We start from the raw sequence: 14,825 nt of genomic DNA, 5'->3' as shown, positions 1-14,825 counted from the left end.
GGTAAAAAGAATAATCTAGTTCCGTCTCACTCCAGTAAACTCTTATTGATAAATACTACACATTTTCCGACTCAAGTCTATTTAACCAGTTATGGACTAATGAATGAAACACATCGGGTTGTTCAATCTGCAGGTTGTGACCAGCCATATCAAGCACTGCAAAAGTGGCCCTTGGATAGTCTTCGATCAGCCGCCACGCATCGTGATATCCGACGACATGATCTTGACGTCCTGTGATCATGAGCGTAGGATACTGAAATTCAGAAGGAATATCGAAAGTAAAGCCATATCCATTTTGAAGAATATTGTTGATGAATTCATGATTTGTTTGTTTAGAAGGAAGGTAAATTTCATCGCGGAATCTTTCCCATTCCATCTTTTCTTGCACAACAGCCATGGAGCAAAATTCATCCGCCTCTTCTGAAGACAGTTGTGAAATTAAGTGACTGTCACTTTTTAGAACGGTCTTCTCTGGCACGACTCTTTTATCGAATACAGGTATAGTCATTGGGGCCACAAGCAGTAATCCACGAACGGTTTCCCGGCGTGAATGAACAATACCTCTAGCTATGTACCCTCCATACGAATAACCACAAACAATGAACTGTTCATCAGGGATCATCTCGTCCAAAAGACGCAATACCGCTTCTAACATATCATCTGAGTTCTGAATAGATGGATGCGGCTTGGAACGTCCCATCCCCGGTAAGTCTATGTATATTCTTTTCCAACCGCTTTGTTTTTCAAATACCGGTTCCAATGCATGTAACATCACTTGATGGTCAAGTGTCCAACCATGCAATATCACGATCGGAAATCCCTCTCCAATGACTTTATGGTAAATTGACATGTATTTTCCTCCTTTCCTAACCTTCAAAATTTTATCACAATTTGAGCAATATTCTTCGTTTCACAGAACTTGATATTATCGTAAACTGCCATAGATAATGGTTCTATCACTTCGAAAACATAAAAAACCAAAGGTCTACAACCTTTGGTTTCTGAGATGCGGCCGAGAGGACTTGAACCTCCACGGGTTATTCACCCACTAGGCCCTCAACCTAGCGCGTCTGCCATTCCGCCACGACCGCGTGTTTGATGTGCTCATATATTCATAAGTGCACTGTTTGAAAAAACAATGCGGGTGAAGGGACTTGAACCCCCACGTCATAAAGACACTAGATCCTAAGTCTAGCGCGTCTGCCAATTCCGCCACACCCGCGTGACAATGGTGAGCCATGAAGGACTCGAACCTTCGACCCTCTGATTAAAAGTCAGATGCTCTACCAACTGAGCTAATGGCTCATCTGCTATGCAGAAAAACATATAAAAAAATGGCTGGGCTAGCTGGATTCGAACCAACGCATGACGGAGTCAAAGTCCGTTGCCTTACCGCTTGGCTATAGCCCAACGAATCAAAATAACAAAACATGACCCGTACGGGATTCGAACCCGTGTTACCGCCGTGAAAGGGCGGTGTCTTAACCGCTTGACCAACGGGCCATATCATAATGGCGGAGAAGGAGGGATTTGAACCCTCGCGCCGCTCGCGCGACCTACACCCTTAGCAGGGGCGCCTCTTCAGCCACTTGAGTACTTCTCCATTATGGCTCCGCAGGTAGGACTCGAACCTACGACCGATCGGTTAACAGCCGATAGCTCTACCACTGAGCTACTGCGGAATAATAAGACATGTTTCATTATATCTATGCCAGAAAAATGTGTCAAGAATTTTTAAACGTTTCATTCCTGCTTCATTTGCGACGGCTTTTATAATTTAACATATACTAATATAACAGTCAAGCCTTTTTCCATGCCATTTGTTTAACTTGGCAGAAAGCCCCCGACCTCCACGTAGACCAAGGGCCTTGATGCAGCCTTCCTCATAAGATTAAGACAGATGAAACTTTCGCATCCACTTATAAAAAGTACTTCTTGGCACTCCTGCTAACCTCGCTGCTTCTGACACATGACCTTTTGTTTTATGCAGTGCGTCTATCACTGTTTGCTTTTGAATGCGTTCCCTGAATGTGAGTTCTTTTGAAGTCTCGGGTTGCTCCGCTGGATGCAGCTTCTGTTTTTTCTGATCAATCGTCTCTAATACTGAAGCATATTGCGATTCACCAATCCATCCACCTTTCGGAAAGAGGACCCTTAGATGTTCAAACAGGTTAAAAAGCTCTCGTATATTCCCTGGCCAATGATACGCCTGTAATTTCTGAAAAAATGATTCAGGAAACGCTGCATTCCAGTGATGCTTCTTTTGGTAATAACGATACAAATCATGAATGTCTTCTTTTCTTTCTCTAAGCGGCGGGATATTGATCGGATAGACATGAAGACGGTAATACAAGTCTTCTCGTATTTTTCCTTCCTTCAGCAGTTCGTTCATATTACGGTGAGTCGCTGTAATGATTCGAATATCCAAAGGGATTTCGTGTGTCCCGCCGAGCGGTACGACTGCCCTTTCTTCTATCACCCTAAGAAGCGCTACTTGCATCGCATATGGGATTTCGCCTATTTCATCTAGAAAGAGTGTTCCTTTATGGGCTTGTTCAAATTTCCCTTTAGCTCCGTGACGTTTTGCTCCTGTAAAAGCACCTTCAGCATAGCCAAACAGCTCACTTTCTAACAAGCTTTCAGGAATGGCTCCGCAATTAACAGCAATGAACGGCCCTTTATGCCTTTCACTGGCGGAGTGAATGGCTCTAGCGGCGAGTTCCTTCCCTGTCCCTGTTTCTCCCCAAATATACACATGAGCATCTGTTTGTGCCGCTCTCTTCATCTCACTAAGCGTCTGTTGAAATACCTTACTTGTTCCTGATTCCCCGGGAAATTGAGCAAAAGAAACGGTCATGCTGCTTTTCGCTACTTCTTCAAGAGAAAGGGATATGCCTAGCACCTTCCCGTCTTGCTCTGATTGAATGATCTGCTTTCCCCGGATAACAAATGGATGATCCTTAAGCCGCTCAACATCCATTCCATGCCAGTCTGAAAATCGATCTCTAATCGACCTGCTGGCAGACACAATTTGCTTTTTTTCATTACAGACCACATACGGTTCATCTGATTCCACCTGCTGAAGACAATGAGTGATCAGTTCCATCTCTCTCCTTTTTTGCTGGACTTGAATTTCTCTCTCTATGGCATATGCAACCGTTGAAGCCATTCCAAGCATAAAAGGGTGCTTGTTATCCGTCATACAGGAGATATCAATCACCCCTATGATCGTACCGTCCGCATCGCGAATTGGAGCAGCTGAACAACTCCAATGATGAGAGGCGATAGAAAAATGCTCCGTTCCGTTGATCGTCACCGCTTCTCCGATGACGAGTGCCGTTCCGATCGCATTTGTCCCTACATCTGTTTCAGTCCAGCGTGAACCCTCCATAAAATTAATTCTTCTGGCTTCCACCATCGTTCTTTCGCTTCCTGTCAGACTTAGCACATAACCATCTGCATCGATGAGTAAGGCCAGCATATCAGAATCTTTTAATTGCTGATTGATTTTATTTAAGTAAGGAAGAGCCGCATTTAGGAATAATGAATATTTCTTTTTTTGGGCACTGAATCGTTCCTTTTCTAACAACGACTGTCCTTTATCTAAATACGGATTCACATTTGCCTGTTTACACCTGTGCCATGATTCTGCCACTCTCTTATTCAGACGAGACTGATCAAGCAAACCTTCACGAACAAAACGTTTCCACGTATTTAAATAACAAGGCGTCGGATTCATTCCATCCTCTCCTCTGGGGGCTTTTTATTCATTATAGATAAACATAAAAGCGCTTTCAATTACAATTGGCTAACCCAAGAAGTCAATTGGATAGAAAAGGAGTCTCTTTCAGCAGTGCACCGCTCTTCCAATGGTTTGCAGAACGGCTTCGTGTATTGCCTCTGAAAGTGTCGGATGTGCCGCAATAAACTGCTCTAATGTATCAGCGGTCAACTCTGCATGCATCATCACCGCCGCTTGTCCAATCATTTCTGTTGCATTCGGTCCAATGATTGAAACGCCTAATATTTCTTGATATTGCGGCTCTACAATGACTTTTACGTGACCGGCTGGTTGATTTAAGATTAATGCTTTTCCATTTGCAGAAAATGCACATGTCCCTATCCTAATCTCCTCATATTGTTTTCTAGCACTCTCTTCATTTAAACCAACACTCGCGATTTCTGGAGAGGTGTAGATGCACCTCGGAATCACTTGTTCATTGACCTTTAGATGTTCACCTGATGCATGGGAAGCCGCAACCGTCCCTTCATGAAAGGCAGTATGAGCAAGCTGGACACCACCTGTCACATCACCGCACGCATAAATATGCGGGAGATTGGTTTGCATATGTTCATTGACGTAGATTCCGTTTCTATCAAATTCAATTCCAATCTGATCAAGATTCAACTCTCCAAGTTGCGGAGTTCTGCCAATCGCCATTAAGCAAAGATCCGACTGGATGTCACAACGTTCTCCTTGATTATTCTCCACCACTACTTTTCTTGAAGTGGAATCAAGCTGTTTGACTGTGGCGGACGTCAAAATGTTTACACCCGTTTCTTCGAGCTGCTCGTGAAGACATTGTGCTGTATCACGATCTTCTTCTGGTAAAATGTGCACTGCCCGTTCAACCATGACAACCTTTGATCCCATTCTGCTAAAGATGCTCGCAAACTCACAGCCAATCACCCCGCCCCCAATGATACAAAGTGAATCTGGGATCGAAGAAAGTGACATGGCGTCCTTGCTGTGAATGATCCATTCGCCATCAAAAGGTGCAAACGGTAAAGCCGCAGGCACAGCCCCTGTTGCAATAATGATTTGTTTTGCTTGAATGATTTCAGACTTTCCTTCACTTTCTATGAATAGCTCATGTGCTGATAGAAATGAAGCCTTCCCATTTACCACGGTAATTTTGTTTTTATTCATCAAGTAACGAACACCATCAGTGAGCTGCTTGACGACAGACTGTTTTCGTTTTTGAACGGCCTTCCATTGGATGATGGGCTCATGTTCTGGAAGCTCAATTCCAAAATGTCCAGCTGATTTCACATGCTCATACATATCGGCGCTTTGCAAAAGTGCTTTGGTCGGGATACAGCCTTCATTGAGGCAGGTACCCCCCAGCTGACCTTGATCAATTAACACAACCTCCCTGCCAAAACGGGCGGCTGTTATGGCCGCCACATAACCTGCTGGTCCGCCTCCTATAATGACCAGTGTCATGGTACATTCACCTTCTTTCTATAAAAGAATGGATATTGGTTCTTCTAAGTGTGCTTTGACCGTTGATAAAAATGCAGAGGCAGGCGCCCCGTCCAGCACGCGGTGATCAAACGTAAGACTGAGTGGTAGGATGGTCCCTTTGCACAATTCATCCTCTCGATAAACAGGGGTGTCATACATTGTTCCGACACCAAGGATCCCCGCTTCCGGCGGATTCAAAATTGGTGTGAAATGCTCTACACCATACGCTCCAAGATTGGTGATGGTAAAGGTAGAACCTTTGATTTCGTCATGTAGAAGCTTTCCTTCACGTGCTTTTTTACCATACAATTTTATGCCCTTCGCCAGCTCTATGAGCGTTAACCGCTCCGCATGCCGAATAACCGGTACAGCCAATCCGTTATCTAACGCAGCAGCAATCCCAAGATGAACATTCTCAAAGGTTTCGACAACTCCGTTATGATATTGACTGTTCATCGCAGGATGTTCTAACAACGATAGGATCACTGCTTTGGCTACAAAATCGGTGATGGTCAACTTTGTCTCGTAACGTGCGATGGCTGTTTCATTCAGCTGTTGTTGTAGGTTTGTCAGTTTTGTCACGTCCGCTTTCATCGTAATGGTTAATTGTGCACTTGTTTGCAGGCTTTCCATCATTCTTGAGGCAATTGTTTTCCGCATCATGTTAATAGGCTGTTGCACTGTCTCGTTTTGTTTCTTCTCTTTCCGTTCAGGAAGTGCACGAAGCACATCCTCTTTCGTAATTCTTCCACCTGGTCCTGTCCCCACTAGCGTATCAATGTCTAGGTTTGCGCTATTCGCCATTTTACGGGCAACAGGGGAGATTTTTTTTCTCTCTTTCTTTGGTTTTGACTGGATTTCTTTTTCTTTCTTTCTCTCCACCTGTTCATTTCCTTCACCGATATAGCAGATGACCGTGCCAGGCGGTACACCTTCTCCCTCAGGTACTTTTATATCCAATATGGTTCCTTCAGCAGGTGATTCAATCTCTATTTCAATTTTTTCGGAGTTGATGCTTGCAATGCTTTCTCCTTTATTTACGGTCTCACCGACCTCTTTATTCCAGACAGATACCGTTCCTTCTTTCATCGACATGCCCAATTTAGGCATCACAACTTCGACAGCCATCTCCCTCTCTCCTTTCTCTAGTTCAAGATCTTGTCATGACTCTTGCCAATCATCTCTAATACGGTGTTCACAACTTTATCGGGTGTTGGCAAATATATATCTTCAAGAGGTGGTGAAAATGGCACCGGTGTATGAGGAGCCGTCACTTTTTTGATTGGTGCGTCCAGTAAATCAAATCCTTTATCCGCAACCAGAGAAGAAATATCTGAGGCAATTCCGCACCTCGGATTTGCTTCATCCACAATGACAAGCCGATTTGTTTTCTCTACTGAAGTTAGAATCGCCTCTTCATCGAGTGGTGACAAACTTCTTGGATCAATCACTTCCGCTTCAATACCTTGAGCAGATAGTTGCTCTGCTGCTTCGAGTGCTGTATGCACTTGTTTGCCTACTGCAAAGATGGTTACATCAGATCCCTCTCTCTTCACATCTGCTTTACCAAGCGGAAGTGTGTAATACCTTTCCGGCACATCTCCTGTGATATTGTAAAGCGTCTTGTCTTCAAAAAAGATGACAGGGTCCTGATCCTCAATAGCTGCCAGCAGCAGCCCTTTGGCATCATAAGGTGAAGAAGGTACGACTACTTTCAATCCAGGGATGCTTGTAAATAGTGCATACAAACTTTGCGAATGCTGGGCAGCTGCTCTAAAACCCGCCCCATGTGTCGTTCTAATCGTGATAGGCACCTCTGCTTTTCCGCCAAACATGTATCGAAATTTTGCGCCTTGATTCAGCACTTGGTCGAGACAAGTACCGATAAAATCATTAAACATGAGTTCAGCAATTGGTCTTAATCCTGTTGAAGCAGCTGCCATGGCCGCACCTATATAGCCAGCTTCACTAATCGGTGTATCAAGGACACGTTCACGCCCAAATTCCTGAACAATCCCTTTTGTTACACCAAGAACACCGCCCCATGCTTCATCATCCTGTAAGTGATCTACATGAGCACCTCCCGCAACATCTTCCCCCATCAAAATGACATCTCCATCTCTTCTCATTGCCAGTTTAATCGCTTCATTCAAAGCACTAGACATGCTGATTTCTCTTGTCATTTCCCTCTCTCCTTTCAGATTTATTGATACGAAACATACACATCAGTTAGCAATTCAGTATGATCTGGATATTCACTTTCTTCACTGAATCTCACGGCTTCATCTATCGCTTCTGCTACAGACGCTTCAATACTTGATATTTCTTGATCTGTTAGCAGCTGCTGCTTTAATAATTCAATTTTAAAAAGAGTGATGGCATCTTTTTCTTCTTGATGTTCAGTTTTTTCTTGATTGGTTTTGTAGCGCTGAGCGTCTCCTTCAAAATGACCATAATTTCGATATGTCATGCATTCAATCAATGTCGGACCTTCTCCATTTTTTGCTCGTTCTATCGCTTGTTCTGCTGCTTGATAAACGGCTGTCACATCTTTTCCGTCTACTTGAATCCCAGGAATGTCATAACCGGCCGCTCGATCCACAATTGATTTGCAGCTTGAAGCATACGAAAATGGCGTCGCTTCCCCGTACCCATTGTTTTCTGCGATGAAAATGACTGGCAGTTTCCAGATGGCGGCGAGATTGATTCCTTCGTGAAAAGTCCCTTGATTGTTAGCACCATCCCCAAAAAAGCAAACGCTTACATTATCTTTCTTTTTATATTTAGCCGTGAGTGCTGCCCCGCACGCAAGTGGAAAGCCGCCTCCAACAATTCCGTTGGCACCAAGCATTCCTTTATCAAAATCTGCAATGTGCATAGATCCACCTTTACCTTTACAAAGACCTGTGGCTTTTCCATAGATTTCTGCCATCATTCCTTTTAGATCACAGCCCTTGGCGATACAATGACCGTGGCCGCGGTGTGTACTTGTAATACTGTCTTGTTCATTCAGATGAGCACAGACTCCTACAGCTACAGCTTCTTCACCAGCATAAAGATGGACAAAACCTGGCAAGATCCCTTTTGTAAAAAGCATGTGTACTTGATCTTCAAATTGGCGAATTTCCTGCATTTTTTGATACATCCAAACGGCTTTTTCTTTTGTGAGTGACATTTCCATGATAAAACCTCCTATCTTTTTTGCTTACACTTCTATACAAGCAAAAAGCGTGCCAACATCATGGCGCTTGAAAGCTTAGGATTTGAGCGATTCCCATCGATCAAAAAAGAGACAAAATGAGACTCGCGTCTCTATTTGTCTCAATATGTCTACTTCATCTCACAAAAAAAGCATCCCATAAAGGAATGCATATCACTCTGAACCGATTGTACGCTGCCATTTTAATTTTCCTTTGCAGACGCCGCACACATAACGAGAGGTATCAACTCGCCTTTTCCTCATAAAATACTGACCGCATCCTGTGCAAACATATTCTTGTCGCTTCTGTCCACGTCGTTTATTTTGTACGGTCTTTAGCGCTGTACAAAAACGCGGGGCTCCTACTTGTTTTAATAACTCTTTAAAGGAACGGTCACGATGCTGATAGCCTTTTCCCTCAAGATGCAGATGATAATGACACAGCTCATGCTTGATGATCCCAATTAATTCTTCTCGTCCATGTTCTTCTAGGTATCGGCGGTTCAATTCGATATTGTGTGTTCCAAGTATATACCGCCCGCCTGTCGTTTTGAGACGGTCATTAAAAACAGCTTGATGGCGGAATGCCTTACCAAAGTACTGCTCAGAAATATGTTCTGTTAACTGTTGTAACTCGCTCTCCTTCAATCAAAATCGTTCCTTTCTATAAAAACCTCGAACAGGACAATTTCCCCTTTGCATACATTGAAGGTACACCCACTGTTTTGATCAAAGGAGGAATGGGCGATGCCCAACTGGCTGAAAAATCAGATGCAGAAAGCATTTTATGAGAAAAATCATTATCAAATCAAATTGCTCAATCAATGCTGGTACTTCTACAGAAAAAAACATTCAGTCACATCAAGGCACACCCCATCCTAAGGTGCGCCTCGTTTTTTGTTTACTCTGGTTTTAGCATCGAAAGAGCCACTCGGCCTTTTGCCTGGTCAACGGAGTCTACCCATACGGTCACAATGTCACCAACTGATACCACGTCAAGCGGATGTTTCACAAAGCGATTGCTTAGCTTGGAAATGTGGACAAGTCCATCCTGCTTGACGCCAATATCAACGAATGCGCCGAAGTCTACGACGTTCCTCACCGTTCCTTGTAGCTCCATCCCTTGCTTCAAGTCTTCTAATTTCAATACATCTGTTTTTAAAAGCGGCTTTGGTACTTCATCGCGCGGATCACGCTCAGGTCTTGTGAGCTGATCAATGATATCTTGAAGAGTGATTGAGCCAATTTCAAGCTGTTCTGCTGCTTCGTCCAGCTTCACCCCTGCAATTTTCTCTTTTAACTGTTCTGTTCCAAGATCGTCTGGCGTCATCTTAATCATGCGTAAGAACTGTTTTGTTTCTTTATAGCTTTCAGGGTGAATACCCGTGCGATCAAGTGGATCTTGTCCATCTGTGATGCGCAGGAAGCCGATACACTGCTCATAAGTCTTTGCACCAAGCCTTGGGATATCCTTCAGCTCTTTTCTGCTTGTGAATCTGCCAATCTCTTCGCGGCGCTTGACGATGTTCCCTGCGACGGCTTTTGAAAGACCTGACACATATTGTAGCAGTGCCTGTGAAGCTGTATTAACGTTCACACCGACTTGGTTGACGACCGTCTCCACCACGAAGGTTAACGAGCTGTTTAATTGCTTTTGGCTCACGTCATGTTGGTATTGGCCTACTCCGACAGACTTCGGATCTATTTTCACGAGCTCTGCTAATGGGTCCTGCAACCTTCTGGCGATGGAAATGGCACTTCTTTCTTCCACTTGCAAGTCTGGAAACTCTTCTCTTGCCAGTGCAGATGCAGAGTATACACTTGCCCCTGCTTCATTCACGATCAAATATGAAACTGGCTGGTCCAGCTCTTGGATCAAGTCTGCGATGAATTGTTCGGTCTCTCTTGAGGCTGTTCCGTTTCCGATCGCAATGACTTCAATGTTGGATGATCGAATGATTTCTTTCACTTTTTGTTTGGCTTCTGTTTTTTTCTGCACAGGCAGGTGCGGATAAATGACGCCAATATGATGGACTTTTCCTGTATCATCCACGACGGCTAATTTACAGCCTGTACGAAACGCAGGGTCCACCCCAAGTACACGTTTCCCTTTCATCGGCGGTTGAAGAAGGAGCTTCCTTAAGTTTTCAGCGAAAATATGAATGGCTTGTTCCTCTGCTTTTTCTGTCAGCTCTTTTCGTATTTCCCGTTCAATTGAAGGCTGAATCAAGCGCTTGTATGCATCATCAATGGCCGCTTCAATGTAAGGCCTCGCCGTCGTTTGCTTGCCTTTTAAGACTTGTTTATCAAGGTAGAAACGAATATTTTCAGCAGGTGGTTCGATGGCTGCTTTCAAAATCCCTTCTTTCTCGCCCCGGTTGACCGCGAGTACACGATGAGGCACAATTTTTTTAATCGGCTCTTGATAGTCGTAATACATTTCATAGACGTTTTTCTCGTCGTTTTCAACGTCTTTTCCTGATGTGACAAGACTTCCCTTTTGGTACGTCTCACTGCGAATCCATTTCCGCATATCAGGATCATCCGCAAGCTGTTCAGCAATGATGTGCTGGGCGCCCTCTAGTGCTTCTTCTGCGGTTGTGACTTCTTTTTCTTCATTAATAAAAGCCGATGCTTTCTTTTCGATCTCATCGTTTGGCAGCTGCAGTAAATACTCCGCCAGCGGCTCAAGTCCTTTTGCTTTGGCTACATTTGCCTTTGTTTTACGCTTTTGTTTAAATGGACGATATAAATCTTCGACCTCTTGCAACTTATGCGCCTGTTCGATCTTCTGTTTTAATTCATCTGTTAATTTGTCTTGTTCAGCGATTAAGCGAATCACTTCTTCTTTTCGATTCGTCACATTTTGGATATATGTATAGCGTTCAGAAATGGTTTGAATTTGCACCTCGTCTAGTGAGCCTGTCTGCTCTTTCCGGTAGCGTGCAATAAACGGGACGGTGTTGCCATCCTCTAATAGCTGGATCACACTTCCAATTTGTTTTGTTGAAAGCTTTAATTCTGTCGCAATTTGTTTCAATAAAAAGTCAGATGTCTTCATACTTTGCATCCTCTCACTGTGTCTTCTCTTTTAGTGTATCAAAAAAACCGGCAAAACAGAAAAAAGGTCAGCTATTTCATGTAAGCTGACCAAGTACATAGGTGAGATCGTCTTTCTTGTCTTGTGTGTATGTTTCAAGTTCTTTTGCGATGTCTGCAACTGAATGGCTATGCTTTAAACACATTCGCATGTTTGGCACATTCAGCCCGTCTGAATACATAATGAATGTCGAACCTTTTTCGTAGGAATAGGTGTATGTTTTGTATTTTCTAGGTTTACCTGATAGATATCCTGATGTCGGAAGTGGATAAATATAGTCGCCAGAAGGTGCATTCAAGATAAAACGAATGTTACCAACCGAACAATAGGTAAACTGCTGCTGAGAAAAATTCACCTTTAATATGGCCACAGTGGCCCCACGTTTATTTTTCATGGCCTGATTGCATCTATCAATGAGGGTTGTTACATCCTCATGTCCATATTCTTCGACAATTTCGCTGACTAAAGAAGATGATTCATTGGCGAACTGGCCGCTGCCTAATCCGTCTGCTACAGCACAAATTAGTTCTTCATCATCTGCTTTAATAAAAAAACTGTCCCCGCAGCATGATTTTCCTTCTTTGTTCGATTGATAGATAATGGCGTTTACATGCTCATGCTGTTCGATCTGCTTCATTACCCTAGCTCCATAGACGCATCTTCTGACAATGCATCTCGTAGCTTTTTAACTGCCTTCCGCTGCAGCCTTGATACATGCATTTGAGATATGCCGAGTAAATCGCCTGTTTCTTTCTGGCTTTTATTTTGCAAATACGTGAGATTGATAATTTCTTTTTCTCTATCTGTCAGAACGTGAAGCACACTTTCAAGCATCATTTTTTGGTTTACACGTTCGTACCCTTCTTCTTGTGAGCCGACGACGTCTAAAATCGTCACAGTGCTTCCTTCAGAATCTGCCTCTACGCCTTGGTCAACAGACAGCGCTTGATAGCTTTTGCCCATCTCCATTGTTTCAAGAACTTCTTCTTCTGTTACATCTAGATATTCTGCAATTTCTTGTACTTTAGGTGACTTTTGCGTTTCCGTTGTCAGATGATCAACTGCCATCTTGATTCTTGGTCCAAGCTCTTTAATTCGTCTTGGTACATGGACACTCCATGTTTTATCACGTAAAAAGCGTTTGATTTCCCCGATAATGGTTGGAATGGCAAATGCCTCAAATGACTTACCGACAAGTGGATCATAACGCTTAATTGCGCCGAGTAGACCAATCATTCCAACTTGTCTTAAATCCTCATGAAAGCTTTTTCCTTTGGAGTATTTCTTCGCGAGCATATCCACAAGATTTGTATAACACTCAACTAGTGTCAGCTGCGCCTGCTCGTCTTGGTTGGATTGATAGCTTTGAATGAGGCGATCCACTTCATCTTTAGTTAGTTTCATAGTTTTGGATGGTTGTGTCATGGTCAACTCGCTCCCTGTTTAAAAACTTTGTCATCGCCACGGTAACTCCGGAGTTTGCTTGCACCTCGACTTCATCCATCAATGTTTGCATTAAGTATAAACCAAGACCTCCTTCTGCCAATTGATCCACCGTATGAGCAGATGTGTACGGCCCTAGGTCTTCCTGCTTTTGCTTAAAGTCAAAGCTACCGCCTTTATCAGCGACAATGATTTCTAGACGATCTTCATAGACAAGAAAGCGAACAGCTACCTCTCCATCTTCACCGTCTTTTCCCTTATAGGCATGCTGAACTGCATTTGTACATGCCTCACTGACGGCAATTTTCAAGTCCTCAATCTCTTCGTAGGCATAGCCCATCCGGCTTGCAACGCCTGAAAGAGTCAGACGAATGATGCCTACGTATTCTGGTTTTGCCGGTATTTTCATCTCGATTAGATCTACTGTTTCGTTCATTGTACCCCACCCTCTGACTTTGCAGAAATATCAATGATGTCCTTTAATCCAGTAATTTCAAACAACCTTACAAGCCGCTCTGATAAGTTCTCAAGCTTTAGTGTTCCACCTGCTTTTTGAGCTGCTTTAAACAACCCAACAAATACACCTAATCCTGTACTATCCATATACGTAACATCCTTCAAACAGATCTCTAGATGCTCGCCCGCCTCGGCTTTAGGCATGAGTGTTTCTCTTAGCTGAGGAGCAGAGTACACATCGATTTCTCCACTAACACTAATTTTTGTTTTTTGATCTATTTGATGCTCTTTTACAGACATATTCATTATGCATTCACCTCGAAATTCTTGTTTCCTTGAATTTTATATACCCGTCTACGCACTTTCTAAACCTTCCTTTTAAGGACAAGTAACGTAAAATCATCATGCAGCTGAAATTCTTGCAGCTTGAGTAAGCTGTCATAGATGGAATCCACCATTTCCTGAGCTGAATAGGATAGGTTCTCAGATATCAGGGCTTTGATATCCTCACGCTCTAGGAAGCCATCCTCCGATTTGGATTCTGTGACACCATCAGAGAATAAGATCACCATATCCCCTACGTCCAAATGCTTCTCATACTGCTTATAATCAAAGTCTGGTGCGATTCCAAGGACCAGACCTTTTGCATCTAAATCGTAAAATTGATTCTCTTTTTTGCAATAGAAAAAGCCCGGCTCATGTCCAGCCGATGCGTACTTAAATTCATGTGTTTCTTTATTATAGCTGCCATAAAACATGGTGATAAACATGCTTGGGTCTACGTTTTGCTCGACCACACGATTAAGGGTTTTGAGCACTTTCGTTGGGCCGCTGCCTGACTCTGGCAAGGAATCCATCGCATACTTAATCATCGACATACAGAGCGCAGCTGGAATGCCTTTCCCAATGACGTCTGCAATCGCGATATTGATTGTATCGTGATCTGTTACAAAATGGTAATAATCCCCACTCATCTGTTTTGCCGGCACACTGATGGCTCCGATATCAAATGTATCTCCTTCTGGAATTTTCGTTTCCAGAAGGGTTTGCTGAACATTTGCAGCAATTTCAATTTCCGACTTAATTTCTTGCTGGATGCCCCTTAGTGTTAAATGCTCCTGGTAGGCAAGTCCGTATCCAATCATGACTTCAATTAAGAAGTCTAGTGAATGAAAGACATCTTCCGGCAAATCAGGGTAAAGCTCCTGAATCACTTTTCGGTGAACACTCACTATTTCTTCAGGAGGTATTTGATGCTCAATGGTTTTACGGCTAAATTTTTGAGCTTGATAAAGCGATGTTTCAGTTAAATCACTGATATAACGACTGAGCAGCTGATGGTACCGCTGCTCCATTACCTCCTTAAAATCCATGGTTTC

General features: G+C 43.3%; 14 protein-coding genes and 7 tRNA genes. 1 reads left to right on the top strand and 20 read right to left on the bottom strand.

The window, feature by feature from the left end:
* Window positions 1-55: 55 nt before the first annotated feature.
* From FBF75_RS16560 to FBF75_RS16495, 14 genes are all read right to left on the bottom strand, one after another.
* Window positions 56-850, bottom strand: a complete 795-nt coding sequence (locus tag FBF75_RS16560) for an alpha/beta fold hydrolase (protein ID WP_136944960.1) — start codon at window positions 848-850, stop codon at window positions 56-58.
* Between the two features lie 157 nt (window positions 851-1,007).
* A tRNA-Leu gene (locus tag FBF75_RS16555) sits at window positions 1,008-1,091 on the bottom strand.
* A gap of 48 nt (window positions 1,092-1,139) precedes the next feature.
* Window positions 1,140-1,222 (bottom strand) — tRNA-Leu (locus FBF75_RS16550).
* Window positions 1,223-1,229: 7 nt separating this feature from the next.
* Window positions 1,230-1,305: transfer RNA gene (locus FBF75_RS16545), tRNA-Lys, on the bottom strand.
* Window positions 1,306-1,335: 30 nt separating this feature from the next.
* Window positions 1,336-1,410, bottom strand: a tRNA-Gln gene (locus FBF75_RS16540).
* A gap of 21 nt (window positions 1,411-1,431) precedes the next feature.
* A tRNA-Glu gene (locus FBF75_RS16535) sits at window positions 1,432-1,503 on the bottom strand.
* Window positions 1,504-1,512: 9 nt separating this feature from the next.
* Window positions 1,513-1,603, bottom strand: a tRNA-Ser gene (locus FBF75_RS16530).
* Window positions 1,604-1,607: 4 nt separating this feature from the next.
* Window positions 1,608-1,682: transfer RNA gene (locus tag FBF75_RS16525), tRNA-Asn, on the bottom strand.
* Window positions 1,683-1,891: 209 nt separating this feature from the next.
* The gene (locus tag FBF75_RS16520) at window positions 1,892-3,739 is read right to left on the bottom strand and encodes a sigma-54-dependent Fis family transcriptional regulator (protein ID WP_017358384.1); all 1,848 of its coding nucleotides are present in this window, start codon (window positions 3,737-3,739) and stop codon (window positions 1,892-1,894) included.
* Between the two features lie 108 nt (window positions 3,740-3,847).
* On the bottom strand, window positions 3,848-5,227 hold the full coding sequence (lpdA, locus tag FBF75_RS16515) for a dihydrolipoyl dehydrogenase (RefSeq protein ID WP_017358385.1): 1,380 nt from the start codon (window positions 5,225-5,227) through the stop codon (window positions 3,848-3,850).
* An 18-nt stretch (window positions 5,228-5,245) separates the two neighbouring features.
* Window positions 5,246-6,376 carry a dihydrolipoamide acetyltransferase family protein gene (locus FBF75_RS16510; protein WP_017358386.1) on the bottom strand — a complete coding sequence of 377 codons (1,131 nt, stop codon included), beginning with the start codon at window positions 6,374-6,376 and terminating at the stop codon, window positions 5,246-5,248.
* Between the two features lie 17 nt (window positions 6,377-6,393).
* Complete coding sequence (locus tag FBF75_RS16505; RefSeq protein ID WP_017358387.1) at window positions 6,394-7,431, bottom strand: alpha-ketoacid dehydrogenase subunit beta; 1,038 nt, start codon at window positions 7,429-7,431, stop codon at window positions 6,394-6,396.
* Window positions 7,432-7,451: 20 nt separating this feature from the next.
* On the bottom strand, window positions 7,452-8,429 hold the full coding sequence (locus FBF75_RS16500) for a thiamine pyrophosphate-dependent dehydrogenase E1 component subunit alpha (protein WP_017366666.1): 978 nt from the start codon (window positions 8,427-8,429) through the stop codon (window positions 7,452-7,454).
* Between the two features lie 192 nt (window positions 8,430-8,621).
* On the bottom strand, window positions 8,622-9,095 hold the full coding sequence (locus tag FBF75_RS16495; protein ID WP_136944959.1) for a SprT family protein: 474 nt from the start codon (window positions 9,093-9,095) through the stop codon (window positions 8,622-8,624).
* A 99-nt stretch (window positions 9,096-9,194) separates the two neighbouring features.
* On the opposite strand from FBF75_RS16495, the gene cmpA reads away from it, so the two are divergent.
* Window positions 9,195-9,329 carry a cortex morphogenetic protein CmpA gene (cmpA, locus tag FBF75_RS16490; RefSeq protein ID WP_008346893.1) on the top strand — a complete coding sequence of 45 codons (135 nt, stop codon included), beginning with the start codon at window positions 9,195-9,197 and terminating at the stop codon, window positions 9,327-9,329.
* Window positions 9,330-9,348: 19 nt separating this feature from the next.
* Here cmpA and FBF75_RS16485 read toward each other — a convergent pair whose 3' ends face one another.
* The 6 genes from FBF75_RS16485 to FBF75_RS16460 form a co-directional block, all read right to left on the bottom strand.
* Complete coding sequence (locus tag FBF75_RS16485) at window positions 9,349-11,508, bottom strand: Tex family protein (RefSeq protein WP_136944958.1); 2,160 nt, start codon at window positions 11,506-11,508, stop codon at window positions 9,349-9,351.
* A 76-nt stretch (window positions 11,509-11,584) separates the two neighbouring features.
* The gene (locus FBF75_RS16480) at window positions 11,585-12,184 is read right to left on the bottom strand and encodes a PP2C family serine/threonine-protein phosphatase (RefSeq protein WP_017358391.1); all 600 of its coding nucleotides are present in this window, start codon (window positions 12,182-12,184) and stop codon (window positions 11,585-11,587) included.
* A complete protein-coding gene (gene sigB, locus FBF75_RS16475) occupies window positions 12,184-12,972 on the bottom strand; it encodes an RNA polymerase sigma factor SigB (protein WP_012009000.1) in 789 nt (262 codons plus the stop codon). The genes FBF75_RS16480 and sigB overlap by 1 nt, the downstream gene beginning before the upstream one ends.
* Window positions 12,938-13,426: an anti-sigma B factor RsbW gene (rsbW, locus tag FBF75_RS16470; protein ID WP_017358392.1), complete on the bottom strand. Its 489-nt coding sequence runs from the start codon at window positions 13,424-13,426 to the stop codon at window positions 12,938-12,940. The genes sigB and rsbW overlap by 35 nt, the downstream gene beginning before the upstream one ends.
* Window positions 13,423-13,752, bottom strand: a complete 330-nt coding sequence (locus FBF75_RS16465) for an anti-sigma factor antagonist (protein WP_017358393.1) — start codon at window positions 13,750-13,752, stop codon at window positions 13,423-13,425. Before FBF75_RS16465 ends, rsbW begins: the two co-directional genes overlap by 4 nt.
* 59 nt (window positions 13,753-13,811) lie before the next feature.
* Entirely contained in the window at window positions 13,812-14,819 is a 1,008-nt protein-coding gene (locus FBF75_RS16460) for a PP2C family protein-serine/threonine phosphatase (RefSeq protein ID WP_017358394.1), read from the bottom strand.
* Window positions 14,820-14,825 lie beyond the last annotated feature (6 nt).

Origin of the sequence: Bacillus sp. S2(2019) (genome assembly GCF_005144805.1) — a bacterium.
Taxonomy (GTDB): Bacteria; Bacillota; Bacilli; order Bacillales; family Bacillaceae; genus Bacillus; species Bacillus altitudinis.
The sequence above is the reverse complement of the archived record's forward strand: the minus strand, read 5'-3'. Positions and strand labels throughout refer to the sequence as shown.

Bases quoted from the DNA above. Each gene is read 5' to 3' on its own strand.
- FBF75_RS16465 (WP_017358393.1), bottom strand. From the start codon at position 13,752: ATGAATATGTCTGTAAAAGAGCATCAAATAGATCAAAAAACAAAAATT.
- FBF75_RS16505 (WP_017358387.1), bottom strand. From the start codon at position 7,431: ATGACAAGAGAAATCAGCATGTCTAGTGCTTTGAATGAAGCGATTAAA.
- FBF75_RS16460 (WP_017358394.1), bottom strand. From the start codon at position 14,819: ATGGATTTTAAGGAGGTAATGGAGCAGCGGTACCATCAGCTGCTCAGT.
- FBF75_RS16485 (WP_136944958.1), bottom strand. From the start codon at position 11,508: ATGAAGACATCTGACTTTTTATTGAAACAAATTGCGACAGAATTAAAG.
- lpdA (WP_017358385.1), bottom strand. From the start codon at position 5,227: ATGACACTGGTCATTATAGGAGGCGGACCAGCAGGTTATGTGGCGGCC.
- FBF75_RS16500 (WP_017366666.1), bottom strand. From the start codon at position 8,429: ATGGAAATGTCACTCACAAAAGAAAAAGCCGTTTGGATGTATCAAAAA.
- rsbW (WP_017358392.1), bottom strand. From the start codon at position 13,426: ATGAACGAAACAGTAGATCTAATCGAGATGAAAATACCGGCAAAACCA.
- FBF75_RS16510 (WP_017358386.1), bottom strand. From the start codon at position 6,376: ATGGCTGTCGAAGTTGTGATGCCTAAATTGGGCATGTCGATGAAAGAA.
- FBF75_RS16480 (WP_017358391.1), bottom strand. From the start codon at position 12,184: ATGAAGCAGATCGAACAGCATGAGCATGTAAACGCCATTATCTATCAA.
- FBF75_RS16560 (WP_136944960.1), bottom strand. From the start codon at position 850: ATGTCAATTTACCATAAAGTCATTGGAGAGGGATTTCCGATCGTGATA.
- cmpA (WP_008346893.1), top strand. From the start codon at position 9,195: ATGCCCAACTGGCTGAAAAATCAGATGCAGAAAGCATTTTATGAGAAA.
- FBF75_RS16520 (WP_017358384.1), bottom strand. From the start codon at position 3,739: ATGAATCCGACGCCTTGTTATTTAAATACGTGGAAACGTTTTGTTCGT.
- sigB (WP_012009000.1), bottom strand. From the start codon at position 12,972: ATGACACAACCATCCAAAACTATGAAACTAACTAAAGATGAAGTGGAT.